Source organism: Methylobacterium sp. 1030 (assembly GCF_040544715.1).
Classification (GTDB): Bacteria; Pseudomonadota; Alphaproteobacteria; order Rhizobiales; family Beijerinckiaceae; genus Methylobacterium.
The window spans coordinates 257181-283242 of sequence record NZ_JBEPKM010000007.1; the positions used below are offsets into that span (position 1 = coordinate 257181).

The 26062-nt window shown below is 70.7% G+C and carries 26 protein-coding genes; 11 read left to right on the top strand and 15 right to left on the bottom strand.

Annotation, left to right across the window (positions count from 1 at the left end):
• Window positions 1–36 precede the first annotated feature (36 nt).
• Together ABIC30_RS12485 and thpR are read left to right on the top strand one after the other, a co-directional pair.
• Entirely contained in the window at window positions 37–648 is a 612-nt protein-coding gene (locus tag ABIC30_RS12485) for an arylesterase (protein WP_020095341.1), read from the top strand.
• Window positions 648–1187: an RNA 2',3'-cyclic phosphodiesterase gene (gene thpR / locus ABIC30_RS12490; RefSeq protein WP_354455259.1), complete on the top strand. Its 540-nt coding sequence runs from the start codon at window positions 648–650 to the stop codon at window positions 1185–1187. Before ABIC30_RS12485 ends, thpR begins: the two co-directional genes overlap by 1 nt.
• A 163-nt stretch (window positions 1188–1350) precedes the next feature.
• Here thpR and coaA read toward each other — a convergent pair whose 3' ends face one another.
• The 3 genes from coaA to ABIC30_RS12505 all read right to left on the bottom strand — a co-directional run bounded on the left by coaA (window position 1351) and on the right by ABIC30_RS12505 (window position 3750).
• Entirely contained in the window at window positions 1351–2340 is a 990-nt protein-coding gene (gene coaA / locus ABIC30_RS12495; RefSeq protein ID WP_020095339.1) for a type I pantothenate kinase, read from the bottom strand.
• Window positions 2337–2660: a phosphoribosyl-ATP diphosphatase gene (locus tag ABIC30_RS12500; RefSeq protein WP_020095338.1), complete on the bottom strand. Its 324-nt coding sequence runs from the start codon at window positions 2658–2660 to the stop codon at window positions 2337–2339. The genes coaA and ABIC30_RS12500 overlap by 4 nt, the downstream gene beginning before the upstream one ends.
• Before the next feature lie 142 nt (window positions 2661–2802).
• On the bottom strand, window positions 2803–3750 hold the full coding sequence (locus ABIC30_RS12505) for an aspartate carbamoyltransferase catalytic subunit (RefSeq protein ID WP_042669664.1): 948 nt from the start codon (window positions 3748–3750) through the stop codon (window positions 2803–2805).
• Window positions 3751–4070: 320 nt separating this feature from the next.
• Between ABIC30_RS12505 and ABIC30_RS12510 the strand changes: the two genes are divergently transcribed.
• The 3 genes from ABIC30_RS12510 (at window position 4071) to topA (ending at window position 8872) form a co-directional block, all read left to right on the top strand.
• Window positions 4071–4931: a cytochrome b/b6 domain-containing protein gene (locus ABIC30_RS12510; RefSeq protein WP_056531198.1), complete on the top strand. Its 861-nt coding sequence runs from the start codon at window positions 4071–4073 to the stop codon at window positions 4929–4931.
• On the top strand, window positions 4928–5887 hold the full coding sequence (locus ABIC30_RS12515; RefSeq protein WP_042669666.1) for a molybdopterin-dependent oxidoreductase: 960 nt from the start codon (window positions 4928–4930) through the stop codon (window positions 5885–5887). The genes ABIC30_RS12510 and ABIC30_RS12515 overlap by 4 nt, the downstream gene beginning before the upstream one ends.
• Before the next feature lie 300 nt (window positions 5888–6187).
• Window positions 6188–8872 carry a type I DNA topoisomerase gene (gene topA, locus ABIC30_RS12520; protein WP_091980962.1) on the top strand — a complete coding sequence of 895 codons (2685 nt, stop codon included), beginning with the start codon at window positions 6188–6190 and terminating at the stop codon, window positions 8870–8872.
• Between the two features lie 185 nt (window positions 8873–9057).
• On the opposite strand, the gene ABIC30_RS12525 is transcribed toward topA, so the two are convergent.
• Window positions 9058–9246, bottom strand: a complete 189-nt coding sequence (locus ABIC30_RS12525; RefSeq protein ID WP_354455261.1) for a hypothetical protein — start codon at window positions 9244–9246, stop codon at window positions 9058–9060.
• Between the two features lie 371 nt (window positions 9247–9617).
• Here ABIC30_RS12525 and parE point away from each other — a divergent pair, with 371 nt between their 5' ends.
• Window positions 9618–11678: a DNA topoisomerase IV subunit B gene (gene parE / locus ABIC30_RS12530; RefSeq protein ID WP_354455263.1), complete on the top strand. Its 2061-nt coding sequence runs from the start codon at window positions 9618–9620 to the stop codon at window positions 11676–11678.
• A 154-nt stretch (window positions 11679–11832) separates the two neighbouring features.
• Here parE and ABIC30_RS12535 read toward each other — a convergent pair whose 3' ends face one another.
• Together ABIC30_RS12535 and ABIC30_RS12540 are read right to left on the bottom strand one after the other, a co-directional pair.
• On the bottom strand, window positions 11833–12327 hold the full coding sequence (locus ABIC30_RS12535) for a PRC-barrel domain-containing protein (RefSeq protein ID WP_020095331.1): 495 nt from the start codon (window positions 12325–12327) through the stop codon (window positions 11833–11835).
• A gap of 216 nt (window positions 12328–12543) precedes the next feature.
• A complete protein-coding gene (locus tag ABIC30_RS12540; RefSeq protein ID WP_091980959.1) occupies window positions 12544–13410 on the bottom strand; it encodes an outer membrane protein in 867 nt (288 codons plus the stop codon).
• Between the two features lie 450 nt (window positions 13411–13860).
• On the opposite strand from ABIC30_RS12540, the gene ABIC30_RS12545 reads away from it, so the two are divergent.
• The 3 genes from ABIC30_RS12545 to ABIC30_RS12555 all read left to right on the top strand — a co-directional run bounded on the left by ABIC30_RS12545 (window position 13861) and on the right by ABIC30_RS12555 (window position 17188).
• Window positions 13861–14241 carry a hypothetical protein gene (locus ABIC30_RS12545; RefSeq protein ID WP_103986074.1) on the top strand — a complete coding sequence of 127 codons (381 nt, stop codon included), beginning with the start codon at window positions 13861–13863 and terminating at the stop codon, window positions 14239–14241.
• Window positions 14242–14450: 209 nt separating this feature from the next.
• The gene (locus ABIC30_RS12550; RefSeq protein ID WP_354455265.1) at window positions 14451–16028 is read left to right on the top strand and encodes a DEAD/DEAH box helicase; all 1578 of its coding nucleotides are present in this window, start codon (window positions 14451–14453) and stop codon (window positions 16026–16028) included.
• Window positions 16029–16129: 101 nt separating this feature from the next.
• The gene (locus ABIC30_RS12555; protein WP_354455267.1) at window positions 16130–17188 is read left to right on the top strand and encodes a GGDEF domain-containing protein; all 1059 of its coding nucleotides are present in this window, start codon (window positions 16130–16132) and stop codon (window positions 17186–17188) included.
• 64 nt (window positions 17189–17252) lie between these two features.
• Here the strand turns inward: ABIC30_RS12555 and ABIC30_RS12560 are convergent, their stop codons facing one another.
• Together ABIC30_RS12560 and ABIC30_RS12565 are read right to left on the bottom strand one after the other, a co-directional pair.
• Window positions 17253–17630: a HesB/IscA family protein gene (locus ABIC30_RS12560; protein ID WP_012317999.1), complete on the bottom strand. Its 378-nt coding sequence runs from the start codon at window positions 17628–17630 to the stop codon at window positions 17253–17255.
• A gap of 133 nt (window positions 17631–17763) precedes the next feature.
• Window positions 17764–18780 (bottom strand): threo-3-hydroxy-L-aspartate ammonia-lyase, encoded by a 1017-nt coding sequence (locus tag ABIC30_RS12565; RefSeq protein WP_056529551.1) that lies wholly within the window; start codon window positions 18778–18780, stop codon window positions 17764–17766.
• A 250-nt stretch (window positions 18781–19030) separates the two neighbouring features.
• Between ABIC30_RS12565 and ABIC30_RS12570 the strand changes: the two genes are divergently transcribed.
• Complete coding sequence (locus tag ABIC30_RS12570; protein ID WP_020095325.1) at window positions 19031–19249, top strand: hypothetical protein; 219 nt, start codon at window positions 19031–19033, stop codon at window positions 19247–19249.
• Between the two features lie 122 nt (window positions 19250–19371).
• A complete protein-coding gene (locus ABIC30_RS12575) occupies window positions 19372–19575 on the top strand; it encodes a hypothetical protein (RefSeq protein ID WP_091928197.1) in 204 nt (67 codons plus the stop codon).
• 60 nt (window positions 19576–19635) lie between these two features.
• On the opposite strand, the gene lpdA is transcribed toward ABIC30_RS12575, so the two are convergent.
• The 7 genes from lpdA to pdhA are packed head-to-tail and all read right to left on the bottom strand — an operon-like array spanning window position 19636 to window position 25988.
• Window positions 19636–21075: a dihydrolipoyl dehydrogenase gene (gene lpdA / locus ABIC30_RS12580; protein ID WP_020095323.1), complete on the bottom strand. Its 1440-nt coding sequence runs from the start codon at window positions 21073–21075 to the stop codon at window positions 19636–19638.
• 55 nt (window positions 21076–21130) lie between these two features.
• Window positions 21131–21379 (bottom strand): hypothetical protein, encoded by a 249-nt coding sequence (locus ABIC30_RS12585; RefSeq protein WP_244492059.1) that lies wholly within the window; start codon window positions 21377–21379, stop codon window positions 21131–21133.
• Window positions 21380–21424: 45 nt separating this feature from the next.
• On the bottom strand, window positions 21425–22849 hold the full coding sequence (locus ABIC30_RS12590; protein WP_354455270.1) for a pyruvate dehydrogenase complex dihydrolipoamide acetyltransferase: 1425 nt from the start codon (window positions 22847–22849) through the stop codon (window positions 21425–21427).
• Between the two features lie 4 nt (window positions 22850–22853).
• Window positions 22854–23042, bottom strand: a complete 189-nt coding sequence (locus tag ABIC30_RS12595) for a hypothetical protein (RefSeq protein WP_020095320.1) — start codon at window positions 23040–23042, stop codon at window positions 22854–22856.
• Between the two features lie 15 nt (window positions 23043–23057).
• Entirely contained in the window at window positions 23058–23345 is a 288-nt protein-coding gene (locus tag ABIC30_RS12600) for a DUF5076 domain-containing protein (protein ID WP_020095319.1), read from the bottom strand.
• A gap of 59 nt (window positions 23346–23404) precedes the next feature.
• A complete protein-coding gene (locus tag ABIC30_RS12605; RefSeq protein ID WP_020095318.1) occupies window positions 23405–24847 on the bottom strand; it encodes a pyruvate dehydrogenase complex E1 component subunit beta in 1443 nt (480 codons plus the stop codon).
• A gap of 55 nt (window positions 24848–24902) precedes the next feature.
• Window positions 24903–25988: a pyruvate dehydrogenase (acetyl-transferring) E1 component subunit alpha gene (gene pdhA / locus ABIC30_RS12610; protein WP_020095317.1), complete on the bottom strand. Its 1086-nt coding sequence runs from the start codon at window positions 25986–25988 to the stop codon at window positions 24903–24905.
• Window positions 25989–26062: the final 74 nt, after the last annotated feature.

Below are 26062 nucleotides of genomic sequence, written 5' to 3' on the forward strand. Positions count from 1 at the left end.
TATGCCGCAGCGCTAGCGCTCCTGATGGTCCCTTTCATGACAGCCGTCGCGCCGGGAGCGCGGGCCGCGCCCGGCGAGCCGGTCAAGCTCGTCGCCCTCGGCGACAGCCTGACCGCGGGCTACAAGCTCCCGGCCGACGCCGCCTTCCCGACCGTGCTGGAGCGCCTGCTCAAGGCCAGGGGCGCGGACGTGACGGTCGCCAATGCCGGCGTCTCCGGCGACACCGCCACGGGCGGCCTCGACCGAGTCGACTGGTCGGTGCCGGACGGGACCGCGGGTGTGATCCTCGAACTCGGCGCCAACGACATGCTGCGCGGCACCGACCCGAAGGTCACCGAGGGCGCGCTCTCGGCGATCATCGAGCGGCTGAAGGCGCGGGGCATCCCGGTCCTGCTCGCCGGCATGCAGGCCGCGCCCAACCTCGGGCCGGACTACAAGGCGCGGTTCGACGCGATCTACCCGGCGCTCGCCAAGCGCTACGGCCTGACCCTCTACCCGTTCTTCCTCGACGGGATCATCGGCGACCGGGCGCAGCACCTCGACGACATGATCCACCCGAACCGGCAGGGCGTGGAGACCATCGCTTCCCGCATGCTGCCGACGGTGGAGGGTTTCCTGGGGGGCCTCCGGCAGGGGGCGTCGCGGTAGTGCCGCGCCTGTTCACCGGCCTCGCGGTGCCGCCCGCGATCGCCGACGCGCTCAGGGCCTGGCAGGGCGGCCTGCCCGGGGCCCGCTGGATCGAGCCGGGCGACTTCCACGTGACCCTGCGGTTCATCGGCGACGTCGACGCGACCACGGCCGACGACGTGGTGGAGGCGCTGTCCGAGATGCGGATCCGCCCGGCCCTGACGGTGACGCTCGACGGCCTCGGCATCTTCGGCGGCGACAGGCCGCGGGCGCTCTACGCCTCGGTGGTGCCGGAGGCGGAGCTGACGGATCTCCAGGCCGAGCAGGAGCGGCTCGTGCGCCGGGCCGGGGTCGAGCCGGAGCGGCGGAAATTCACCCCGCACGTGACCCTGGCGCGCCTCCGGCGCGACGCCACGCCGGAGGCGGCGGCGATGTACCTGTCGCAGGCGCCGGTCTTTGCGCCGCTGACTTACACGGCGGAGCGGGTGACGCTGTTCTCGGCGCGGGACTCGACCGGGGGCGGGCCGTATGTGGCGGAGGCGGAGTTCCCGTTCGCGTGATGCGCCTAGGCTCGGTCGTTCACGTCCTTGCGAGCGAAGCGAAGCAATCCAGAGTCGGCGACATCGCCCCGAACGTCGCGCTGCCCTGGGTCACTTCGCGTCGCTCGTGATGACGGAGGTTCGGTCTTCATGCGGGCCGATCGCGCGATCGGACCGAACCGGCCTACAACCGCCGCAACGCCACGCTCTCGATCCGGTGGCTCGCGCCCTTGGTCAGGATCAGGCTCGCCCGCTGGCGGGTCGGCACGATGTTCTCGCGCAGGTTCGGCAGGTTGATCGTCGTCCAGAGCCGGTCGGCGATGTCGAGGGCCTCGGTCTCGGCGATCTCGGCGTATTTCCGAAAGTACGAGCGCGGGTCGCGGAACGCCGTCTGCCGCAACTTCATGAAGCGCGTGACGTACCAGCGGTGCAGGTCGTCCTCGTGGCCGTCGAGATAGATCGAGAAGTCGAAGAAGTCGGACACGAACGGGATCGCGGTCCCGTCCCGCGGCAGCCGCGCCGGCTGGAGCACGTTCAGGCCCTCGACGATCAGGATGTCGGGGCTCTCCACGACCCGCTCCTCCCCGGGCACCCGGTCGTAGACGAGGTGCGAGTAGAGCGGCGCGGTGACGCGCTTGTGGCCGGCCTTCACGTCGTGGAGGAAGCGCAGCAGCGCGGCGGTGTCGTAGCTCTCCGGGAAACCCTTGCGCTCCATCAGCCCGTTGGCGGCGAGCTCGGCGTTGGGCAGCAGGAACCCGTCGGTGGTGACGAGGTCGACCTTGGGGGTGTTGGGCCAGCGCGCCAGCAGGGCGGTCAGGATGCGGGCGGTCGTGGACTTGCCCACCGCCACCGACCCAGCGAGCCCGATGATGTAGGGCGCCTTGGTCTCGCGCTCGGCCATCAGGAAGCGTTGCGTCGCCTTGAACAGGCCCTGCGTCGCCGCGACGTACAGGGCGAGCAGACGGGACAGCGGCAGGTAGATCGCCACCACCTCCTCGACCGAGATCGGGTCGTTGATCGATTGCAGCCGCTCCAGGTCTTCCTGGTTGAGGGTGAGCGGCGTGTCGGCGCGCAGCTGCGCCCATTCCTCGCGGCTGAAGCGGCGATACGGCGAGAGCCGGTCGGACGCTTCGAGGATCGCCTCGACCGAGCCCGGCAGCGCGGCCGCGTTCACGCGTGGCGCCTCGCGGCCTTCTCGGCGATGCCGCTCTGGGCCGTGCGACGCTCCAGCTCCGCCATCACGGCATCGAGCTCGACCCCGCCCGCCCGGAGCAGCACGACGAGGTGGTAGAGCACGTCGGCGGCCTCGTTCCGCAGGCCGGTCTTGTCGCCCTGCACGGCCGCGATCGCCGCCTCCACCGCCTCCTCGCCGAGCTTCTTGGCCGCCTTGGCGGGGCCCTCGGACAGGAGCTTGGCCGTGTAGGAGGTGGCCGGATCGGTCCCGGCGCGGCTCGCCACGAGGGCGGCGAGGTCGGCGAGCGTGTAGGCGGTCATGAAGCGATCTGCATGTTGCGACGGCCCCTTATACAGATCAGGGCCGGATTTCGGCAGGAAACTGCGCCACGGCCGCTCGGCGGGCAAGCGGAGCGGGTGAAGGCCGCCCGGCTTTGTCTGGGGATCACCCGTTGTCTTGGGTTCACCCGTTCGGCAGGTGCCGCGCCAGCGCTTCCAGCACGGCCATGCGGACGGCGACGCCCATCTCGACCTGCTCGCGGATCAGCGACTGCGCCCCGTCGGCGATCTCGGAGGAGATCTCGACGCCGCGGTTCATCGGCCCCGGATGCATCACCAGGGCGTCGGGCTTGGCGAGCGCCAGCTTCTCGCCGTCGAGGCCGAAGTAGCGGAAATACTCCTTCACGGACGGCACGAACGAGCCGTTCATGCGCTCCCGCTGGAGGCGCAGCATCATGACGATGTCGCAGCCGACGAGGCCCTTGCGCATGTCCGTGAAGGTCTCGACGCCGAAGCGCTCGATCCCGGAGGGCAGCAGCGTCGAGGGCGCGATCAGGCGGACCCGCGCGCCCATGGCCTGGAGCAGGATGATGTTGGAGCGCGCCACCCGCGAGTGCAGGACGTCGCCGCAGATCGCCACCTGCAGGCCCTCGATCCGGCCCTTGTTGCGGCGGATGGTGAGCGCGTCGAGGAGGGCCTGGGTCGGATGCTCGTGGGCGCCGTCGCCGGCATTGACCACCGCGCAGTCGACCTTGCGGGCGAGCAGGTGAACGGCGCCCGCCGATTCGTGACGGACCACGATGATGTCGGGCCGCATGGCGTTGAGCGTCGCGGCGGTATCGATCAGGGTCTCGCCCTTCTTCACCGAGGACGAGGCCACCGACATGTTCATGACGTCGGCGCCGAGCCGCTTGCCGGCGAGCTCGAAGGACGATTGCGTCCGCGTCGAGGGCTCGAAGAACAGGTTGATCTGCGTGCGGCCCCGCAGGGTCGTGCGCTTCTTCTCCACCTGCCGCGAGATGTCGACGGCGGATTCGGCGGCGTCGAGCAGCCCCTCGATGTCGGGCCGGGTCAGGCCCTCGATGCCGAGGAGGTGCCGGTGCGGGAAGGCCGGGGGCGCGGGCGTCGTCATGATGAGGCCCGGGTGTAGGTGCGGCGCGCCCGGGGGGCAAGGCTGTTCGGCGCTCATCCCGGTTCAGTCATGACGCTCGCTCCGTCAGGGGCTGCGGGCGTCACGGGGTCGAGGCCCAGGCTGTCCGTCCGGCGGCAGGATGGGGCGCGTCGCGCTCCGTCATCGACGGCGCGCGCCCATCGGCGCAGTCGCACTTCGAGGGGCGGCTGCGGCCTTTTTCCCGGCGGATGGTAACCGCCCGCCCCCGCGCCACGTATCTGCCCGAACGGTCGGGATTCGTACGCTCCCGACCCCGCGCCGCTTGCCCGGGATCCAGACGCTTGGCCGCCTCCCCTGCCCTCGAAGCCCCCGAGACCGTCGACCGGCAGGGGCGCCGCTGGTTCTACCGCCACCCGCTGGTCATCCGGCTGGCGCACTGGATCAACGCCGCGGTGCTGCTGGTGCTGCTGATGAGCGGCCTGCAGATCTTCAACGCCCACCCGGCGCTCTACTGGGGTTCGGTCTCGACCTTCGACAATCCGTCGCTCGCCATCACCAGCGAGCCCGGCCGCGACGGCACGACCCGCGGCGTCGTGACGGTCGGTTCCCACACCCTCGACACGACCGGCGTGCTCGGCCTGTCGAGGGAGGGCGGCACCGAGGTGGAGCGCGCCTTCCCGTCCTGGGCGACGCTGCCGGCCAACCAGGACCTCGCCACCGGGCGGCGCTGGCATTTCCTGTTCGCGTGGCTGCTGGTGATCAACGGGGCGGTCTACCTGCTCTACGGCCTGGTCTCGGGCCAGCTCCGCCGCCGCCTGATCCCGGACGGCGACCAGATCCGCGACTTCGGCGGCTCCGTGAAGGAGCACCTGCTCCTGCGCTTCCCCGAGGGCACCGAGGCCAAGCGCTACAACGTCATCCAGAAGCTGACCTACCTCGTGCTGGTGCTGGGCCTGCTGCCCGCGATGGTGCTCGCCGGCCTCGCCATGTCGCCCGGGATGGACGCGGCCTGGCCGTGGCTCACCGAGCTGTTCGGCGGCAGGCAATCGGCGCGCAGCGTCCACTTCATCGCCGCCGGGCTGATCGTGCTGTTCGTGGTGGTCCACGTGCTGCTCGTGGTCGTCTCCGGGCTCGTCAACAACATGCGCGGCATGATCACCGGCTGGTTCAGCCTCGGCCGCGACCGGGAGACCGCGCGATGATCCTCCACCGCCGCAAGCTCCTCACCGCGGGCGCCGGCCTGATGGGCACCGCGCTGCTGGCCGGCTGCGACAAGTTCGCCGGGACCGAGACGGGGCAGCGCACCCTCAAGGTCGGCGAGGACGCCAACGAGTACGTCCAGCGCCTGCTGATGTCGCCGACGACCCTGGCCCGGGAATTCCCGGCCTCGATGATCTCGCCCTGGTTCAAGCCGAACGGCACGATCGACCCGCCGGACCGCGCCTACCGGGCGCTGGCGGCGCGGAACTTCTCGGACTTCAAGCTCTCCGTCGACGGGCTGGTCCAGACCCCGCTGTCGCTGAGCCTCGCGGACCTGCGCGCCCTGCCGTCGCGCACCCAGATCACCCGGCACGATTGCGTGGAGGGCTGGAGCTGCATCGGGCAATGGGGCGGCGTGCCGCTCGCCGAGGTGCTCAAGAAGGCCGGGCTGAAGCCGCAGGCGCGCTACGCGGTGTTCCACTGCGCCGACACGCTGGAGTTCGAGGCCGGTCCCAAGGGCGGTGGCAGAGGGCGCAACCAGGGCGCGTCCCTCTGGCGCCCGAGCCATCCGGGCGCGGTGCGCGACGCTTACGTGCAGCTCGCCGCCGCCGACGATTGGGGCGGCCCGGCCACCGCCACCGACGCGCCCAAGGACGATTGGGGCCAGGGCAGCCCGGCCCCGGAGCCCGAGCCGGCGGGGATCCCGATCCGCTACTACGAGAGCATCGACCTCTACGACGCCTTCAACCCGCAGACGATCCTGGCCTACGACCTCAACGGCAAGCCGCTGCCGGTCTCGAACGGCGCGCCCCTGCGGCTGCGGGTCGAGCGCCAGCTCGGCTACAAGCAGGCCAAGTACGTGATGCGGGTCGAGATGGTGGAGTCGCTCGCCGGGATCGGCCAGGGCAGCGGCGGCTACTGGGAAGACCGCGGCTACGAGTGGTACGCGGGGATCTGAGGCGACTGACGGGATTTTGAGCTGCTGACGCGGCAAGTTCCGTGCTGGAGCCCGGGCCGCGTTTCATCCTGCATGGCCTCTTCCCCGGACAGGTGGAGCGACGCGGAACCTGATCAGGACCCGGCCCAAAAAGTGCCGCGCAGTGGCTCCCCCGAACAACCTCGCGATTTGACAACCCGCCGCCCGTGACCCACTTGTGCCCGGCGCGCGGCCCCGGCCCGACGGCGGGCATACGTCCCACGCGAATCTCGAACAGAATTCGTCCGTCGCGCCCAGGCTCCGTCAGGGGCAGAGGTCTGAATGAAAGTCGTCGTCGTCGAGTCGCCGGCCAAAGCCAAGACGATCAATAAGTATCTCGGCCGCGACTATGAAGTCATCGCCTCCTTCGGGCATATCCGCGACCTGCCGCCCAAGGACGGCTCGGTGGATCCCGAGCAGGACTTCCACATGGTCTGGGAGCTGGCCGACCGCGGGGCGAGCCGGGTCTCGGAGATCGCCAAGGCGGTCAAGGGCGCCGACAAGCTGATCCTCGCCACCGACCCGGATCGCGAGGGCGAGGCGATCTCCTGGCACGTGCTGGAGGCGCTCACCGCCCGCAAGGCGCTCAAGGGCATCCCGGTCGAGCGCGTGACCTTCAACGCCATCACCAAGGCGTCGGTCGAGCAGGCGATGCGCAAGCCGCGGGAGATCGACCAGGCGCTGGTCGACGCCTACCTGGCGCGCCGGGCGCTCGATTACCTCGTCGGCTTCAACCTCTCGCCAGTCCTGTGGCGCAAGCTGCCGGGCGCCCGCTCGGCCGGGCGCGTCCAGTCCGTGGCGCTCCGGCTCGTGGTCGAGCGCGAGATGGAGATCGAGCGGTTCAAGCCGCGCGAGTACTGGACGCTCATCGCGACGCTGACGACCGCCGACGGCGCGACCTTCGAGGCCCGCCTCGTCGGCGCCGACGGCAAGCGGATCCAGCGCCTCGACGTCGGCACGGGCGAGGAGGCGGCCGCCTTCAAGCGCGACCTCGAGCTCGCGACCTTCCAGGTGGCGAGCGTCGAGGCGAAGCCCGCCAAGCGCCACCCGCAGCCGCCCTTCACCACCTCGACCCTCCAGCAGGAGGCCTCCCGCAAGCTCGGGATGGCGCCGGCCCAGACCATGCGGGTCGCCCAGCGGCTCTACGAGGGCGTCGATATCGGCGGCGAGACGGTCGGCATCATCACCTACATGCGGACCGACGGCGTCGACATGGCGCCGGAGGCGATCCAGGACGCCCGCCGGGTGATCGGCAAGGAGTTCGGCGACCGCTACGTGCCGGACGTTCCGCGCAAGTACAGCGTCAAGGCCAAGAACGCCCAGGAGGCCCACGAGGCGGTGCGCCCCACCGACATGGGCCGCCTGCCCAAGACGGTGGCGCGCCACCTCGAGCCCGAGCAGGCCCGGCTCTACGAGCTGATCTGGACCCGCACCATGGCCAGCCAGATGGAATCGGCCGAGCTGGAGCGGACCACCGTCGACGTCACCGCCAAGGTCGGACCGCGGACCATCGACCTGCGCGCCACCGGCCAGGTGGTGAAGTTCGATGGCTTCCTGACCCTCTACCAGGAGGGCAAGGACGACGAGGAGGACGAGGAAAGCCGCCGCCTGCCGCCCATGAAGGCCGGCGACCCGCTCGCCCGCGAGCGGATCAGCTCGACCCAGCACTTCACCGAGCCGCCGCCGCGCTACTCCGAGGCGAGCCTCGTGAAGCGCATGGAGGAGCTCGGCATCGGCCGCCCGTCGACCTATGCCGCGGTTCTCCAGACCTTGCGGGATCGCGAATACGTCAAGATCGAGAAGAAGCGGCTGCAGCCGGAGGACAAGGGGCGGCTCGTCACGGGCTTCCTCGAGAGCTTCTTCCGGCGCTACGTCGAGTACGACTTCACCGCCGGCCTCGAGGAGCAGCTCGACCGGGTCTCCAACGCCGAGATCGACTGGCGGGCGGTGCTGCGCGACTTCTGGCGCGACTTCTCCGCGGCGATCGGTGAGACCAAGGAGCTGCGCGTCGCCGACGTGCTGGAGGCGCTGAACGGCCTCCTCGGCCCGCACATCTTCCCCGACAAGGGCGACGGCTCGAACCCGCGCACCTGCCCGACCTGCGGCTCGGGCCAGCTGTCGCTGAAGCTCGGCAAGTTCGGCGCCTTCATCGGCTGCTCGAACTACCCGGAGTGCAAGTACACCCGGCAGCTCTCGGCCTCGGGCGTCGACGGCGACGGTGACGGCTCCTCGGCCGAGGGCGGCCAGCCGGGCGTGCGGGTGCTGGGCGACGATCCCGCGACCGGCCTGCCGGTGACGCTGCGCGACGGCCGCTTCGGGCCGTTCCTCCAGCTCGGCGAGGCCTCCGCCGAGAAGGGCGCCGAGAAGCCGAAGCGCTCGTCGCTGCCCAAGGGGCTCAGCCCATCGGACGTGGATCTCAACAAGGCGCTGGCCCTGCTGGCGCTGCCCCGCGAGGTGGCCCGCCACCCCGAGACCGGCGAGCCGATCCTGGCCAATCTCGGCCGATTCGGACCCTACGTGCAGCACGGGAAGACCTACGCCAATCTCGGCAAGGACGACGACGTGCTGGAGATCGGGGCTAACCGCGCCATCGACCTGATCGTCGCCAAGGAGCAGGGCGGCGGCCGCGGCCGCCCGGCCGCCGATCCGGGCCGGCCGCTCGGCAAGGACGAGGCCAGCGGCCGCGATCTCGTGGTCAAGGCCGGCAAGTACGGGCCCTACGTCACGGACGGCGAGGTCAACGCCACGCTGCCGAAGACGATGAGCGCCGAGGCGCTGACCCTCGACGAGGCGATCGCCCTGGTGAACGCCAAGCGCGCCGCGGGCGGCGGCAAGCCGGCGAAGCGCGGGGCGGTCCGGAAAGGGTCGGCGCGGGCCGCGGGCGGCGACAAGCCGGCGGCGAAGAAGACCGCCGCGAAGAAGCCTGCGGCCAAGAAGGCGGCGGCGAAGACGTCGAGCGCGGGCTGAAGCGTTCGTGGACGAGGCTGAGGCGGGCCGGCAAGCCCGCCCGTCCTTGCGAGCGGAGCGAAGCAATCCAGTGCAGCGCGAGGCGTTCGAACGTGGCGCCGACTGGGTTGCTTCGCTCCGCTCGCAAGGACGTGGCAGAGGCAGCGTTTCCGCCCCTCACCGCGGGTTGCGGTCAGCGATCGGGTTCAGACCAGGTAGGTGATCGTCGCCGCCACGGCCGTCGCGAAGGTCGCGAGCGCGAGGGTGGTGGAGTTCATCAGCGCCCGGGCCGGCGTCACTGCGGCCGCGTCATCGTCGCAGCCGAAGGCGGCGCCGGCCGCGTGCTCGAAGCGGATCAACGTGAGGCGGCGGGCCTCGATCGCGGCGTCGCTCATGGACTGCGGCTCCCTGACCACGGTCAAGATTTATCTCCGCCACCAACGTCGATCGTCCCGTTCTGTTCCGGACGTCGCCTGTGGAAGCCGGGCATGCGGGTCACGAGAAAGCCTTAACCCATTGTTGTGCAACGTCGTGATGACGGCCCGGCGCGCGGAACCGTGTGCCACCACGGACGCGGCCCTCGCTCGCGGCGGCGCAGCATGCGATGATGCGACCGCCTCGCCGCAGGGCGAACGGCTTTGATGTTTATGGTTTGTTCCGCTATCATGCGGGGATGAAGGCGCATGCTCCACGACCCGAGACCCGTCCCAAGACCCGTCTGCGCGAAGCCGAGTCGGCCGACGCGCCGCGCGCCCGGAGGCCGCGCGTGAGCGATCCGGCGCGGGACCTGTTCGGGCCGGGCGGCAAGGGCGCGGCGGCCCGCCCGCCCGAGCCGCGGCGGCGGCTGGATTCGGCGGCCTCCGTGGCGACGCTCGCGGCCGCCGAGCCCGAGGGCGGCTATACCGCCTCCGACATCGAGGTGCTGGAGGGGCTGGAGCCCGTCCGGCGCCGGCCCGGCATGTATATCGGCGGCACCGACGAGCGGGCGCTGCACCACCTGTTCGCCGAGGTGATCGACAACTCGATGGACGAGGCGGTCGCCGGCCATGCCAGCTTCATCGAGGTGGAGCTGGAGGAATCCGGCGCCCTCGTGGTGACCGACAATGGCCGCGGCATCCCGGTCGACCCGCACCCGAAATTTCCCGGCAAGTCGGCGCTCGAGGTCATCATGACCACGCTGCACGCCGGTGGTAAGTTCGACTCGAAGGTCTACGAGACCTCGGGCGGCCTGCACGGCGTCGGCATCTCGGTGGTGAACGCGCTCTCCGACCTGCTCGAGGTCGAGGTGGCCCGCAACCAGACCCTCTACCGCCAGACCTTCTCGCGCGGTCACGCGCAGGGCGCGCTGGAGCTGGTCGGCCGGGTGCAGAACCGGCGCGGCACGCGCGTGCGCTTCCACCCGGACGCCCAGATCTTCGGCTCGCTGAAGTTCGACCCGCGCCGCCTGTTCAAGATGGCGCGCTCCAAGGCCTACCTGTTCGGCGGCGTCGAGATCCGCTGGCGCTGCGCCCCTGCCCTCCTCGAGGGGCTGGAGGACGTGCCGGCCGAGGCGGTGCACCGCTTCCCCGACGGGCTGCGCGACTACCTCGCCCGCGACATCGACGGGAAGGAACTCGTCACCGAGGCGATGTTCTCCGGCAAGATCACCAAGCCGGGCTCGCACGGGTCGCTCGAATGGGCGGTGGCCTGGATGGTCGCCGAGGACGGGATCTCGCACTCCTACTGCAACACGATCCCGACGCCCGAGGGCGGCACCCACGAGGCGGGCCTGCGCGTCGCCCTGCTGCGCGGCCTGCGCGAGCACGCCGAGCGGGTGAACCAGGCCAAGCGCATGACGGCGGTGACCACCGACGACGTCATGGCGACCTGCGCGTCGATGCTCTCGGTGTTCATCCGCGAGCCGGAGTTCCAGGGCCAGACCAAGGACAAGCTCGCCACCGTGGAGGCCCAGCGCATCGTCGAGACGGCGGTGCGCGACGCCTTCGACCACTGGCTCGCCGCCTCCCCTGCCCAGGCCAACAAGCTCCTCGACTGGGTGATCGACCGGGCCGAGGAGCGCCTGCGCCGCCGCCAGGAGAAGGAGGTCGCCCGCAAGAGCGCGACCCGCAAGCTGCGCCTGCCCGGCAAGCTCGCCGACTGCTCGGCGGCCGGCACCGCGGGCTCGGAGATCTTCATCGTCGAGGGCGACTCGGCCGGCGGCTCGGCCAAGCAGGCCCGGGACCGGGCGACCCAGGCGATCCTGCCGCTGCGCGGCAAGATCCTGAACGTCGCCTCGGCCTCGCGCGACAAGCTCGGCGCCAACCAGCTGATCTCGGATCTCACCCTGGCGCTCGGCTGCGGCACCGGTTCGGCCTTCCGCGAGGCGGACCTGCGCTACGAGAAGGTGATCATCATGACGGACGCCGACGTCGACGGCGCCCACATCGCCTCGCTGTTGATCACCTTCTTCTACCGCCAGATGCCGAGGCTGATCGACCGCGGCCACCTCTACCTGGCGATCCCGCCGCTCTATCGGCTGCAGCAGGGCTCGAAGGTGGCCTATGCCCGGGACGACGCGGATCGGGAGCGGATCGTCAAGACCGTGTTCAAGGGCGGCAAGGTCGAGATCGGGCGGTTCAAGGGCCTCGGCGAGATGATGCCGGCCCAGCTCAAGGAGACCACCATGGATCCGAGGAAGCGCACATTGCTGCGCGTCGCGGTCCTGGACGAGGCCCGGGAATCGACCGGCGACACGGTCGAGCGCCTGATGGGCAACAAGCCCGAGGCGCGCTTCGCCTTCATCAGCGAGCGCGCGGCCTTCGCCGAGGGCGCCGACCTCGACATCTGACGCCGGAGCGCCGGCGCGGCCGCGCCGCGTCGGTCGATGGCGCCCGCGCCGTCTTTGCGAGCGGAGCGAAGCAACCCAGCAGCGCCACGTCCACCGAAGTCGCGCTGCCCTGGATCGCTTCGCTGCGCTCGCAAAGACGGGTTTCGGTCGCGCCTTATCGGGGCGGCGCGATCACCTTGGCCGGGTCGAAGGGCTGGGCCGCCGCCACCGTGTCCTTGCCCATGTTGAGGACCGCCGAGAAGCGGTCGCCGCCGGGACGCAGCACGAGGGCGCCCGGCTCGACCGCGATGAGCTTGCTGCCGAGGCCGAGGAAGCCGCCGACGTCGATCACGACGGCCTTGAGCGTCCCGCCGTCGGCGATGAGCAGATCCTCGATCTTGCCGACGCTGTCGCCGGCGGCGTTGCGCACCGTCACGCCGATCATCTTCGTGGTCAGGAAGGTGACGGGCTTGAGCCCCTGACGCTTGGCGGCGTCCTCGGCGCTCGCCGCCTCCGTCAGCCGCCCGCCCCCCTTGCCGTCCGTCGAGGTTCCCGGTCCCGTGGCCGGCAGGATCGTGTCCTTGCCGATCACGCTGGCGTCCTGCGCGGAGGCCGGCGCGTTCGCGAGGCCGAGGGCCGCGAGCGACAGGAGAAGGATTCGGCTTCGCATGGCTGATCGCTCCGCGCGCCCGGTCCCTGCGTGGAAGGCCCTGTCCGGGTCACTGAGGGGCGCCGCGGTCTCAATCGCGGGCGGCCCGCGCGGTTCCGGCCCTCCCTGTCGCACCCGCCGAGGCCGGTTCGCGGTCCCGAAACGCGAAAGGGCCCGGCCTTGCGGCCGGGCCCTTCGGGAGCGCGGAGCCGGCAGAGCCGGCTCCGGCATCCGGTCTCAGTACGAGCCGAACTTGTAGTTCAGGCCGGCGCGGACGACGGCGAACTCGGTCTTGGCGGCGGCGCCGTTGAGGTAGGCGATGCCGTTCGGGGGCAGGAGGTTGCCGTAGAACACGCCGCCGGCCGAGTTCTTCTGGCGGTCGAGGCTGACGTAGAGGCCTTCGACCTTCAGCGTCACGGCGTTCGAGCGGAAGAAGTTCAGGAACGAGTCGGTGGGCAGGGCGTACTCGACGCCACCGCCGGCGGCCCAGCCGGTGCGGAAGCTGTCGCGGAAGCGGTTGCCGGCGAAGTTCTGGTCGTCCTGGCCCGAGCCGTAGGCGAAGCCGCCGGTGCCGTACACGAGGGTGCGGTCGAAGGCGTAGCCGAGGCGGCCGCGCACGGTGCCGAAGTAGTCCAGCCCGTTGCCGCTGGTGGCGACGAAGGCGCGCGGGGCGGCGAACGCGATGCCCGGGGCGCCGCCGAAGGCGTAGTTCTGGGTGCCGTTGGCGCGGCGGGCGAAGTCGACGTACTGGGCGTCAGCCTCGAAGCCGATCACGACGCCGGAGCCCGGGGTGAACTGGTAGTTGTAGCCGATCTGGGCGCCGCCCGAGAAGCCGTCGTTGTTGCTGCGGTTGTTGACGCTGACGACGCCGGCGGTGCCGGGGGAGTTGATCAGCGAGCCGCCGGGCAGGGCGTAGTTGGTGGTGTTGCGGCTGTTGGCGTCGAAGCCGTAGCCGGCGTTCACACCGAAGTAGAAGCCGGTCCAGGTGAACACCGGCACCGGCGTGAACACCGGCGGCGGCGCGGCGCGGCGCGGAAGGTCGGCGGCGGACGCCGCGGCGGTCATGCCGGCGAGGACGGTGGATGCGAGGAGAAGCTTCTTCATGGTGGTGTTCGGTCCTGGGGTTAGCTTGAGCCGGCAGCCTTCTAGGCGCTCTCGGATGGCGGGTCTGTCGCTTTCCTGCAACAAGCCTCTTCAGGCTAGGGACATCCCGTCAACGAAAGATGAAGACTAGCCGGCCCTGCCCGACAGCAGACGGCCCGTTCGCGCGCTCGAGGAGGGCGAGGAGAGCTGCAGAGACCGTGAAGACTAGCTGCCTTGCGCGCCGCGCATATTGGCGGCGGCCGGCGCGGGGCCTGCGACATCGCTCGTGGTCTCTGCAGGAGCCGTCGGCGGCGGACGTTTTATTCCGGCACAACTTCGACGAGAATGATTCTCGCTCGTAAGCGATCGATTAACCCTGTTGCCCGATGGTCCGTCGCTCGCGGGCCCGTCCCCGAGCCCCTGTCGCGCATCAAACCGGATCCGGTCCCCCGCCGGCGGAGACCGCTGTCCATGCAGAGCCCCGACGAACGGAGCCGGACGACCTTCGGCAAGCGCCGGACCGGCGAGGCCGCGCCCGGCGCGCAGGCCGGCCCGCGGACCGGCTCGACCGCCGCGCGGGTGGCGCGCGCCGAGCCGAGGCGGTCCGCGGGCCCCCTGCCCTGGACGCTGCGCGTGGCGGGCCTGGTCGGGATCGTCGCGGTGATCGGCGCCTACCAGCTCGCGCGGCTGAGCCGGCCCGACGCGCCGACGCCCGGGACTGCCGTCGCGACCGCGGCGCTCGCGCCGATGGCCGAGCCCGAGACGACCGGTGCCATCGCGGCGGCGCGATCCGCCCGCACCACCCGCCTGGACCCCTGCGTCGCGCCCGCGGGCGACCGTCTCCGGCCCTGAACGGCGACCCTTCGGGCGGCCGATCCCCTGTGCGCCGACCCGCGCTGTCGCCATTGCGAGATTGACAAGTCGCGCCAAGGCCCTAACTGACAGGGAGCATGCGCCCCGCGGCCCCGGGAGCGTCCGAGCGCCCCGCGCGAGCCTTTCCCAGCCGTTGCCGCGACGGTGTCCTTCGCGCCGGCCGGGCGCGCAACGGTTCCTGAACGCAGATGCCTTTTTCCGACCTGGGACTGAGCGAGAAAGTCCTGAACGCCGTCGAAGCGGCGGGTTACACCGAGCCGACGCCGATCCAGGCTGAGGCCATTCCCCACGTGCTGGCGCGCCGCGACGTCCTCGGGATCGCCCAGACCGGCACCGGCAAGACCGCGGCCTTCACGCTCCCGATGCTGACGCTGCTGGAGAACGGCCGCGCCCGCGCGCGGATGCCGCGCACGCTGATCCTGGAGCCGACCCGCGAGCTGGCCGCCCAGGTGGTCGAGAATTTCGACCGCTACGGGACGAACCACAAGCTCAACGTGGCGCTGATCATCGGCGGCGTCTCCTTCGCCGATCAGGACGCCAAGCTGATGCGCGGCACCGACGTGCTGATCGCGACGCCCGGCCGCCTGCTCGACCATTTCGAGCGCGGCAAGCTGCTGCTCACCGGCGTCGAGCTCCTGGTCATCGACGAGGCCGACCGCATGCTCGACATGGGGTTCATCCCCGACATCGAGCGCATCGTGAAGATGGTGCCGTTCACCCGGCAGACGCTGTTCTTCTCGGCGACCATGCCGCCGGAGATCGAGCGGCTGGCGGACATGTTCCTGCACAACCCGCAGCGGGTCGAGGTGGCCCGGCCCGCCTCTACGGCGACCACGATCACCCAGCGGCTCGTCGCCACCGGCGCCGAGGGGCACGCCAAGCGCGAGCGCCTGCGCACCCTGATCCGCGGCGAGGGCGAGCTGAAGAACGGGATCATCTTCTGCAACCGCAAGCGCGACGTCGCGCTGCTGCAGAAGTCCCTGGTCAGCCACGGCTTCGACGCCGCGGCGCTCCACGGCGACATGGACCAGCGCGCCCGCACGACGGCCCTCGACGGGTTCCGCAACGGCGACACCGCCCTGCTGGTCGCCAGCGACGTGGCGGCGCGCGGCCTCGACATCCCGGCCGTCAGCCACGTCTTCAACTTCGACGTGCCGCATCACCCGGAGGATTACGTCCACCGGATCGGCCGCACCGGCCGCGCCGGCCGCAGCGGCACGGCCTACACGCTGGTCGCCCCCGACGACACGCGCTCCCTCGGCGCCATCGAGGCGCTGATCGGCCAGCCGATCCCCTGGCTGGACGGCGACCTGACCAGCGTGGCCGACGCGTCCGGCGACACCGGGACGCGCCACCGCGGCCGCGCGAGCGACGGGCGTCGGGGCGGCCGCTCCGCCAAGAGCGGCGGACGGAGCGGCGACAAGAGCGGCAGCGACAAGGGTGCCGACAAGGGCGCCGACAAGGCCGTCGTCGAGAAGAGCGCCCGGAGCGCGAGCGAGACCGAGGAGGTCCGCGAGCGTCCGACCCGGTCGCGCGGCGGCCGCGGCGCGGCGCGCGCGGAGAGCCGCCCGGACGATCGTCCCGAGAGCCGCCCCGAGAACCGTCCGGAGCCGCGCGCGTCGGGCCGCGCGTCAGGCCGCGGCGGCGAGTCCGCGCGCGAGGAGCGCGGGCGCCGGATCGACGCGGACGGGGACACGCCCGTCGGCCTCGGCTCGCACGTTCCTGCGTTCCTGCTTCGACCAGTCTTGGCGAAGAAGGATAAGTAACAGACGTCTGTTCCGGCTTAACTGTCCGGCTACCAGGCAGCCGTATATTGGGTCAGGGCAACGACGCAGGCGCGTCGGTCGCCCCGGACCGCGGGATACGGATGAGCCAGGAGACCTATTCGGATCGCGATCGCAGCTTCGCGTTGGCGAAGCGCAGCCACGATCTGATTCGCGACTACGGGCCCTCCGCGACGCCGCGCGCCTACGCCGTCTGGTACGCCTACGTCTCGGGAGAGCTGCCGCTCCTCGCCGACGCCGTGAAGCGTCTCACCACGCAGAACGGCTGCCTCACCGAGGGCGACATCGACGACCTGCACGAGACCTATCTCGACGGGCGCCGCCTCGCGAGCGCCACCGACGACGTCAGCCGCATCGTCCTCAGCGAGATCGCGGCCGTCACCGAGATCCTCGACCTCTCCCTGGGCTCGACGGCGCAGTACAGCGAGTCGCTGCGCGCGGTCGCTCAGGACCTCTCCCAGGGCGTCCCGAGCCGGGCGCGGTTCGGCGAGATTGTCGCGACCCTGGCCGCCACGACGCGGGAGGTCGCCGCCAACAACCGGATCCTCGAAGCCCGCATGCGCGAGACCCGCAGCGAGATCGAGACCCTGCGCGAGAAGCTCGAGGCGACCCGGCGCGAGAGCCTGACCGACGCCCTGACGGGGCTCGCCAACCGCAAGCATTTCGAGGAGACGCTGAAAGCGTCGATGGAGACGGCCCGGGCGCGCAGCACGCCCATGAGCCTGATCATCCTCGACATCGACTTCTTCAAGCGCTTCAACGACCTGTACGGTCACCTCACGGGCGATCAGGTCCTGCGACTCGTGGCGATCGTGATGCGCGAGAACGCCGGCAAGCAGGCGCAGCTCGCCCGGTTCGGCGGCGAGGAGTTCGGCATCATCCTGCCCGGGGTCGACCGGACGGTGGCCAAGCAGGTGGCCGAGACGGTCCGCGCCAGCGTCATGGGGCGCGAGCTGGTCAAGCGCTCGACCGGCGAGTCGCTCGGCAAGGTCACCATCTCGCTGGGCGTGGCGGTGCTGCGCCCGGGCGACACGCCCGCCTCGCTGATGGAGCGGGCCGACCTGTGTATGTTCGCGGCGAAGCGCGCCGGCCGGAACCGCTTCCTGGACGACGCCGCCGAGTCGCTGATGCAGGTGGCCTAGAGCCGGCCCCGGCCGTGTCGCCGTCCGGCGACGCGCGCCACCCGCGACGGCGGGCGCGGACCGGTCAGGCCTGCGCGGGCAGGCGGTCAGCCGAGACCGGCGTGATCGCCACCGACTCGCCGCAGCCGCAGGCCGAGGTCTGGTTCGGGTTGTTGAACACGAACTGCGAGGCCAGCTTGTTGGTGGTGAAGTCCATCTCGGTGCCGAGCAGGAACAGCACCGCCTTCGGGTCGACGAACACGCGCACGCCGCGATCCTCGACCACGTCCTCTCCGGGCTTGGCCGCCTCGGCATATTCCATCGTGTAGGACATCCCGGCGCAACCGCCGTTCCGGACGCCGACGCGCAGCCCGGCGATCGGCCGGTCGGCCTCCGCCATGATCGCCTTGATCCGATCGGCGGCGCGATCGGTCAGCGAGAGAACCTTGAAACCAGCGGACATCGTCACCCTCCCGCCCATCCGGGTTCAAGGCCCGGGGACGCGCATTCCGACGCGTACAAGATAAGCATTGGCCCGGGGCCGGTCCACCGCGGCGGGGTCACACCGGCCCGGCATTCGCCGCGCGGGAGCGCCCTCAGGCGGCCTCGCCGGTCAGTCGCGCGAAGGTCCCGAGATCGACGTTGCCGCCGCTGATCACCACGCCGACGCGCTTGTTCGTCACGTCCACGAGGCCGCTCAGCACCGCCGCCGCCGCGAGGCAGCCGGTCGGCTCGACCACGAGCTTCATCCGGCTGGCGAAGAACCGCATGGTCTCGACGAGCTGCGCGTCGGTGACGGTGAGGATGTCGGACACCCGCGCGCGGATGATCGCGAAGGTCAGGTCGCCCAGGGCCGTCGACTGCGCACCGTCGGCGATGGTGCGGGGCACCGGGATCGTGACGATCCGGCCCTCGCGGAACGAGCGCTGCCCGTCATTGCCCGCCTCCGGCTCGACGCCGATCACCCGGCAGCCCGGTGACAGCTCCGCGGCGGCGAGGGCGCAGCCCGCGAGCTGGCCGCCGCCGCCGAGGCAGGCCACCAGCACGTCGAGGGGGCCGACCGTCTCGATCAGCTCCTGCGCCAGCGTCCCCTGCCCGGCGATGACGTCGGGATGGTTGAAGGGCGGGATCAGCGTCAGGCCGCGGGCCTCGGCGATCTCGCGGCCCAGGGCCTCGCGATCCTGGGTGTAGCGGTCGTACAGGACCACCTCGGCGCCGTAGCCGCGGGTGGCGGCGATCTTCGCCGCGGGGGCGTCGCCCGGCATGATGATCGTGGCGGGCGCTCCGAGCAGCCGGCTCGCCAGGGCGATCGCCTGGGCGTGGTTGCCCGAGGAGTAAGTGATGACCCCGCGGGTGCGGGCCGCCTCCGGCAGCGCGCTGATCGCGTTGTAGGCGCCGCGGAATTTGAAGGCGCCGGCCCGCTGCAGGTTCTCCGCCTTGAAGAACAGGCGGCCGCCGGTCATCGCGTCGGCCGTGCGGGAGGTCAGCACCGGGGTGCGGTGCGCGGCCCCGGCGATCCGCTCGGCGGCGCGGGCCACGTCCGCGAAGGTCGGAAGGCCGCCGGTGGCCGCGCCGGATTCGCCGTGCTGCGTGTCGTGCATGGTCGCCTGCATCGTTGCCTGCATCGTCGTCCGGGTACCATCCGCCCGGGGCCGCGCCGGAGCGAGGCCGGGCCGCAGCCCGTCATACGGGCCTTTCGACCCGCGCGCATCCCGCCGATCCACATGCGCAAGCGGAGCCATTCGCCGCCCCGCCGCTTATACCCAGCGACAACTTGGCAGGAACGCTGGGGGGCGGCATCGCCATGGCAACAGAGATCACGCGCGCACCGGTGCGCCGCCCGCACGGCGGCAGGGCCTCGCCGTGAGCGCCCGCGACCGCGCTTCGGGCGACGCGGCGACCGAGGTCACCTTCCGGGGGCGCGGGCTGGCGCTGCGCACCGGCTCGCGCCTGATCCTGCTCGTCTGCCCGCTCTGCTCGCAGCGCAACGCGCGGCGGGGCGCCGAACGCGGCATCTGCGAGTGGTGCGCCTATGTGCCGTCGCCGGACCAGGCCGAGCCCGTGGATCGCGGGTGCTCCTGAGGCGCTGTCGCGTAAGACGCCGAAATCGCGATCTGGGATTGATTCTCAGCTAGGCACTATCTCCGGTTGCATATTGCGGTGCGGGTCCTCACACTCCCGCCGGGGGCCTGTTGGGAGGGCGCATGCAACCGTCCGAATGCTGCATCTTTCGGATGACCATCGCCTCCGTGATCGGCAGCTGCGTCACGCTCCTGCTCGTCCGGGGGCTCGATCCGCTCGTCGCCCTGCTGATGATCCCGATCGGCGGCAGCGTGGCGACGGTTCTGGTGATCCTGCTGTTCCAGGCCGTGAGCCTGACGCTCGCGGCGCGGACCGGTCCGCACTGACCGGCCGGTGGCGGCGCGGCTCGGATCCCTGTCCGACTCGCGCGCCGCGTCGGCCTCCGATCAGGTGTGGATCACCTTGCCGTAGGCGTCGAGCACGCTCTCGTGCATCATCTCGCTGAGCGTCGGGTGCGGGAACACCGTGTGCATCAGCTCCTCCTCGGTGCTCTCGAGGTTCATCGCCACCACGTAGCCCTGGATCAGCTCGGTCACCTCGGCCCCGACCATGTGGGCGCCGAGCAGCTGGCCGGTCTTGGCGTCGAACACGGTCTTGATCAGGCCGTCCGGCTCGCCGAGCGCGATCGCCTTGCCGTTGCCCGCGAAGGGGAACCGGCCGACCTTCACCGAGAAGCCCTGCTCCTTGGCCTTCGCCTCGGTGAGCCCGACGCTGGCGATCTGCGGCTGGCAGTAAGTGCAGCCCGGGATCTTGGCCTTGTCCATCGGGTGGGTGTGCAGGCCCTTGATGGTCTCGATGCAGATGACGCCCTCGTGCTCGGCCTTGTGGGCGAGCATCGGCGGCCCGGCGACGTCGCCGATCGCGTAGAGGCCGGGCACGTTGGTGCGGCCGAGCCCGTCCGTCACCACGATCCCGCGGTCGATCTTCACCCCGAGCTTCTCCAGCCCGATATTCTCGATGTTCCCGACGACGCCCACCGCCGAGATCAGCTTCTCCGCGGTGATCTGCTGGGTCTTGCCGTCGCCGCCCTCGATGGTGGCCGTGACAGAATCGGCGCCCTTCTCGACCTTGGTCACCTTGGCGCCGGTGAGGATCTTGATGCCCTGCTTCTCGAAGCGCTTGCGGGCGAGGCCGGCGATCTCGGCATCCTCCACGGGCAGGATCTGCGGCAGCAGCTCCACCACGGTCACCTCGGCGCCCATGGTGCGGTAGAACGAGGCGAACTCGATGCCGATGGCGCCCGAGCCCATCACCAGCAGGCTCTTGGGCATCGCCTCGGGGACCATGGCCTCGTAGTAGGTCCAGATCAGCTTCTTGTCGGGCTCGATCCCCGGGATCGCGCGCGGACGCGCGCCGGTCGCCACGATGATGTGCTTGGCCTGGTAGGTGCCGGCGCCCTTGGCGCCCTTCGGCGCCTCGGCGCGCTTGGTCTCCTTCACGGTGACCTTGCCGGGCTGGTTGCCCTGCGCGGCGCTGTCGACCGAGGCCTCGCCCCAGATCACGTCGACCTTGTTCTTCTTGAGCAGCATGCCGACGCCGCCGTTGAGGCGGGCCGAGACGCCGCGGGAGCGCTTCACGATCGCGGCGGTGTCGAACCCGACCTTCTCCGCGGTCAGGCCGTAATCGCCAGGATGCTGGAAATAATGAAAAATCTCGGCCGAGCGGAGCAGCGCCTTGGTGGGGATGCAGCCCCAGTTCAGGCAGATGCCGCCCAGGTGCTCGCGGTCGACCACGGCGGTCTTGAAGCCGAGTTGCGCCGCGCGGATCGCCGTGACGTAGCCGCCGGGCCCGGCGCCGATGATGAGGACGTCGTAGGTGTCGGACATCGTGTCTCAGCTCTCCGCTGTGGCGCGCGCGACTGCACCGTAGTTGACGCGGTGATCAGGACGAGGTCTCCAGCGCGCTCAGCCGCTGCTCCATGGCCTTGATCGTCTTCTTGATCGATTGGAGATCCGCCTTCGCCTGTGTGCCGAGGCCGGTTTCGTAGGCGATGTAAATCTCCAACTCCTCAAGTTTTTCGGTGTGACCCGTCAGGGTCGTCTTGATCGCTGCGACATCGCGCTTCACCTCGGCGATGTCGCTCTGCATCCGTTGTAGGACTGGCAGAACCAGATCGGTGACTTCCGACACGCGACTCTCCGTTGATCGCTCAGGCGATCATAGCAGAGTCGCGCCTCACACCAGCATGCCCATCGGGTTCTCGATCAGTCCCTTGAAGGCCGAGACCAGCTCCGCGCCCAGCGCCCCGTCGAGCACCCGGTGGTCGCACGACAGGGTGCAGGTCATGACCTGGACCACGGCCGGCGCCCCGTCCTTCACGACCACGCGCTTCTCGCCCGCGCCCACCGCCAGGATGCTCGATTGCGGCGGGTTGATCACCGCGGTGAAGTGCTTGATGCCGAACATGCCGAGGTTCGACACCGAGGTGACGCCACCCTGGTACTCCTCGGGCTTCAGCTTCTTGGCGCGGGCGCGGGCCGCGAAATCCTTCATCTCGTTGGAGATGGTCGAGAGCGTCTTCTCGTCCGCCCGGCGGATCACCGGGGTGAACAGGCCGCCGTCGATCGCCACCGCGACGCCGACCTCGGCGTGCCTGAAGCGCAGGATCCGGTCCTCGGCCCAGACCGCGTTGGCGGCCGGCACGCGGGTCAGCGCGAGGCCCATCGCCTTGATGACGAAGTCGTTCACCGAGAGCTTGAAGGCGGGTTTCCCGTCCTTGTCCTTGCCGGCCGAGCCGTTGAGCGTCTCGCGCAGCTTCATCAGCGCGTCGAGCTCGCAATCCACCGTCAGGTAGAAGTGCGGGGCGACCTGCATCGCCTCAGTGAGGCGCTTGGCGATGGTCTTGCGCATGCCGTCGAGGGGCACCTCCTCGTAGGCATCCTTGGCGAAGAAGCCCTTGACCTGATCGGTCGTGAGCCCGGCCGGCGCGCCGCCCGAGGTGGCGGCCTTCGGGGCCGGAGCCGCCTTCGGCGCCTCGGCGGCGGCCTGCGCGGCGGCGGGTGCCTTGGTGGCGCCGGAGGCCTTCGCGGCCTGGACGTCGCGGGCGATGATGCGGCCGTGCGGCCCGCTGCCCTGGACGGCGCCGAGGTCGACACCCTCCTGCTTGGCGATCCGCCGGGCCAGCGGCGAGGCGAAGACGCGGCCGCCCGGGCCGGCCTGCGCGCCACCCTGCGGAGCGCCGCTCGGCTGTGCGCCCTCCGGTGCGGCGTTCACCCGCTCGTACGACATGTGGCCGCCGCCGGGCGTGGTGTTCTGGCCGGCCGCAGAGGCGTCGGCCTTCGGCTCGGGCTTGGACTCGGCCTCGCCGTTCGAAGCGGCCTTCGGCGCGCCGCCGGCCTGCACGCTCGACGGGTCCTCGCCCTCGGCGGCGATGATGGCGATCAAATCGTTGACCGGCACGTCCGCCGTGCCCTCGGGCACGAGGATCTTGGCGAGCACGCCCTCGTCGATGGCCTCCACTTCCATGGTGGCCTTGTCGGTCTCGATCTCGGCCAGCACGTCGCCGGACTTGATCGGGTCGCCCTCCTTCTTCAGCCACTTGGCGAGGTTGCCCTTCTCCATGGTCGGGGAGAGCGCGGGCATCAGCACGTTGATCGGCATGGCATCAGGTCTCGGGCAAGGCCGGGGCGGCCGGATCGTCGAAGGGGAAGAGGTCGTCGAGGGGGAAAGGAACGGCGTCGTAAGGCGGCCGCGGACGCGGGTCCGGCGCCCCGTCGACCTTCGCGGCGACGCGATGCGCGAGGACCGCCTCCAGATCCGCGTAGGTCGCCTGCCGGACGGCCGCCTCAGCCATGATCGGCCGCCATCGTCAGTTGAGACCGCCGGGGTCGAGCCCCTCGGCCTCCCAACCGGCGCGGATGCGCTCGACCGCCTCGTCCTCCGACATGTCGGTCTCCAGCGCGTAGGCGCGGGCGGCCTGACGGGCGAGGTCGGCCAGCAGCCGGCCCCAGGTCGCCGGATCGTCGAAGGAGCGGCGCAGGGCGACGCTCACCGCGCCGTCGACCACGGCCGCGCGCAGCACCTCGATGCCGCCCTGCTCCAGGGCGTCGGGCGGGATGGCGAGTTCGGCGAAGTCGGTGCTGGGATCCTGGCTCATGGCGCGCCGGCTGTTCCTCGATCTGGCCGGGGCGGGCGACGGCGTCGCCCGCGCGCCCGTCACTTGTAGCAGACGCTCTTGGCGGCCTCGACGACCTCCGCCACCGTCGGCAGCGCCAGCTTCTCGAGGTTGGCCGCGTAGGGCATCGGCACGTCCTTGCCGGTGATGCGCAGGACCGGCGCGTCCAGGAAGTCGAAGGCGTCGACCATCAGGCGGGCCACGATCTCGGCGCCGATGCCGGATTGCGGGAAGCCCTCCTCCACGGTGATGCAGCGGCCGGTCTTCTTGACCGATTCCACCACCGTCGCGCTGTCCATCGGGCGGATCGTGCGCAGGTCGATCACCTCGGCCTCGATGCCCTGCTCGGCCAGCGCCTGCGCGGCCTTGAGGGCGTAGGTCATGCCGATCGCGAAGGACACGATGGTCACGTCGCTGCCGGTGCGGTGGATCTTCGCCTTGCCGATCGGAAGCACGAAGTCGTCGAGCTTCGGCACCGGGAAGGACTGCCCGTACAGGATCTCGTTCTCGAGGAAGATCACCGGGTTCGGGTCGCGGATCGCGGCCTTGAGCAGGCCCTTGGCGTCGGAGGCCGTGTAGGGTGCGATCACCTTCAGGCCCGGCACGTTGGAGTACCACGCGGAATAGTCGTGGCTGTGCTGGGCGGCGACGCGGGCGGCCGCGCCGTTGGGGCCGCGGAACACGATCGGGCAGCCGAGCTGGCCGCCGGACATGTAGAGGGTCTTGGCCGCCGAGTTGATGATGTGGTCGATCGCCTGCATGGCGAAGTTGAAGGTCATGAACTCGACGATCGGCTTCAGGCCGGCGAGCGCCGCGCCCACGCCGATGCCCGCGAAGCCGTGCTCGGTGATCGGGGTGTCGACGACGCGCTTCGGCCCGAACTCCTGCAGCAGGTTCTGGGTGACCTTGTAGGCGCCCTGGTACTCGGCGACCTCCTCGCCCATGACGAAGACGTCGCCGTCGCGGCGCATCTCCTCCGCCATGGCGTCCCGCAGGGCCTCGCGGACGGTCTGGGTGACCATCGGCGTGTCGGCCGGGAACTCCTCCATCACCGGCTCTTGGGCCTTGTTGGTGATGACGGCCGGCGCGGCCGGCGCCTTCGGGGCGTCGTCGCCGGTCTTGGCCGCGGGGGCCGGCCTGTCGGCCATGCCCTCGGCCTGCATGTCGGGCGCCGGGGCCGGATGGCCGCCCGCGCCGTTGGGCTTGGCGCCGCCGCCCGACTGGACGCTCGCCGGATCCTCGCCCTCGCCGGCGATGACGGCGATCGGCGTGTTGACCGCGACGCCCTCGGTGCCCTCGGCGATCAGGATCTTGGCGAGGATGCCCTCGTCGATGGCCTCCACCTCCATGGTGGCCTTGTCGGTCTCGATCTCGGCCAGCACGTCGCCGGACTTGATCGGGTCGCCCTCCTTCTTCAGCCACTTGGCGAGCTTGCCCTCCTCCATGGTGGGCGAGAGGGCGGGCATCAGGATGTCGGTCGCCATGCTCAGCTCTGCGGTCGTCTTTTCGTTAGGGGGCGGCCAGCTTTGTCGTGCGCGCTCAGGCGTGCGCTTCGAGCAGGATGTCGGTCCAGAGCTCGGACGGATCCGGCTCGGGGTCGTTCGTGGCGAACTCGGCCGAGGCGTTGACGACCTCGCGGACCTTGGCGTCGGTGGCCTTGAGCTCGGCCTCGGGCACGGCGTGCAGCTCGAGCAGGCGCTTGCGCACCATCTCGATCGGGTCGTGCTCGTCGCGCATCTTCGAGACCTCGTCCTTGGTCCGGTACTTGGCCGGATCGGACATGGAGTGGCCGCGGTAGCGGTAGGTCTGCATCTCCAGGATGTAGGGGCCCTGGCCGGTCCGGGCGTGCTCGATCGCCCGGGTCGCGGCCTCGCGCACCGTGCGCACGTCCATGCCGTCAACCTGCTCGCCCGGGATGCCGAAGGAGAGGCCGCGCTTCGAGAAGTCCGTCTGCGCCGAGGCCCGGGCCACCGAGGTGCCCATGGCGTACCGGTTGTTCTCGATCACGTAGACGACCGGCAGCTTCCAGAGGGCCGCCATGTTGAAGCTCTCGTAGACCTGACCCTGGTTGGCGGCGCCGTCGCCCATGTAGGTCAGGCTGACCTTGCCGTTCTCCCGGTAATGGTCGGCGAAGGCGAGGCCGGTGCCGAGCGAGACCTGCGCGCCGACGATGCCGTGGCCGCCGAAGAACTGCTTCTCGCGGCTGAACATGTGCATCGAGCCGCCCTTGCCGCGGCTGTAGCCGCCGCGGCGGCCGGTCAGCTCGGCCATGACGCCCTTCGGGTCCATGCCGCAGGCGAGCATGTGGCCGTGGTCGCGGTAGCCGGTGATGACCTGGTCGCCCTCGACCGAGGCCATCTGCATGCCGATCACCACGGCCTCCTGGCCGATGTAGAGGTGGCAGAAGCCGCCGATCAGGCCCATGCCGTAGAGCTGGCCGGCCTTCTCCTCGAAGCGCCGGATCAGCAGCATCTCGTGATAGGCGTGGAGATCCTCGTCCCGCGTGAACTGGGGCATGTTCGGCGCGGGGCGATGCGCCTCGGCGGCCTGAGGGCTCGCGGCCTGCACCGGCGCGGACGACGCGTCCTTGGCGGGCTCTTTGGCAGGCTCCTTGGCGGCGTCCATCGGCGCTCTCCCCGTGATTCCACGCGACTTCGTGGGGGTGTAGGACAGCGACGATTGGAAAGCGAGGGCTGCCG

Coding starts and splice junctions, on each gene's coding strand:
- ABIC30_RS12485 (WP_020095341.1), top strand. CDS start 37: ATGACAGCCGTCGCGCCGGGAGCGCGGGCCGCGCCCGGCGAGCCGGTC.
- ABIC30_RS12500 (WP_020095338.1), bottom strand. CDS start 2,660: ATGACCGCCTACACGCTCGCCGACCTCGCCGCCCTCGTGGCGAGCCGC.
- ABIC30_RS12505 (WP_042669664.1), bottom strand. CDS start 3,750: ATGACGACGCCCGCGCCCCCGGCCTTCCCGCACCGGCACCTCCTCGGC.
- ABIC30_RS12515 (WP_042669666.1), top strand. CDS start 4,928: ATGATCCTCCACCGCCGCAAGCTCCTCACCGCGGGCGCCGGCCTGATG.
- topA (WP_091980962.1), top strand. CDS start 6,188: ATGAAAGTCGTCGTCGTCGAGTCGCCGGCCAAAGCCAAGACGATCAAT.
- ABIC30_RS12525 (WP_354455261.1), bottom strand. CDS start 9,246: ATGAGCGACGCCGCGATCGAGGCCCGCCGCCTCACGTTGATCCGCTTC.
- ABIC30_RS12535 (WP_020095331.1), bottom strand. CDS start 12,327: ATGCGAAGCCGAATCCTTCTCCTGTCGCTCGCGGCCCTCGGCCTCGCG.
- ABIC30_RS12540 (WP_091980959.1), bottom strand. CDS start 13,410: ATGAAGAAGCTTCTCCTCGCATCCACCGTCCTCGCCGGCATGACCGCC.
- ABIC30_RS12545 (WP_103986074.1), top strand. CDS start 13,861: ATGCAGAGCCCCGACGAACGGAGCCGGACGACCTTCGGCAAGCGCCGG.
- ABIC30_RS12550 (WP_354455265.1), top strand. CDS start 14,451: ATGCCTTTTTCCGACCTGGGACTGAGCGAGAAAGTCCTGAACGCCGTC.
- ABIC30_RS12555 (WP_354455267.1), top strand. CDS start 16,130: ATGAGCCAGGAGACCTATTCGGATCGCGATCGCAGCTTCGCGTTGGCG.
- ABIC30_RS12560 (WP_012317999.1), bottom strand. CDS start 17,630: ATGTCCGCTGGTTTCAAGGTTCTCTCGCTGACCGATCGCGCCGCCGAT.
- ABIC30_RS12565 (WP_056529551.1), bottom strand. CDS start 18,780: ATGCAGGCGACCATGCACGACACGCAGCACGGCGAATCCGGCGCGGCC.
- ABIC30_RS12575 (WP_091928197.1), top strand. CDS start 19,372: ATGCAACCGTCCGAATGCTGCATCTTTCGGATGACCATCGCCTCCGTG.
- lpdA (WP_020095323.1), bottom strand. CDS start 21,075: ATGTCCGACACCTACGACGTCCTCATCATCGGCGCCGGGCCCGGCGGC.
- ABIC30_RS12590 (WP_354455270.1), bottom strand. CDS start 22,849: ATGCCGATCAACGTGCTGATGCCCGCGCTCTCCCCGACCATGGAGAAG.
- ABIC30_RS12595 (WP_020095320.1), bottom strand. CDS start 23,042: ATGGCTGAGGCGGCCGTCCGGCAGGCGACCTACGCGGATCTGGAGGCG.
- ABIC30_RS12600 (WP_020095319.1), bottom strand. CDS start 23,345: ATGAGCCAGGATCCCAGCACCGACTTCGCCGAACTCGCCATCCCGCCC.
- ABIC30_RS12605 (WP_020095318.1), bottom strand. CDS start 24,847: ATGGCGACCGACATCCTGATGCCCGCCCTCTCGCCCACCATGGAGGAG.
- pdhA (WP_020095317.1), bottom strand. CDS start 25,988: ATGGACGCCGCCAAGGAGCCTGCCAAAGAGCCCGCCAAGGACGCGTCG.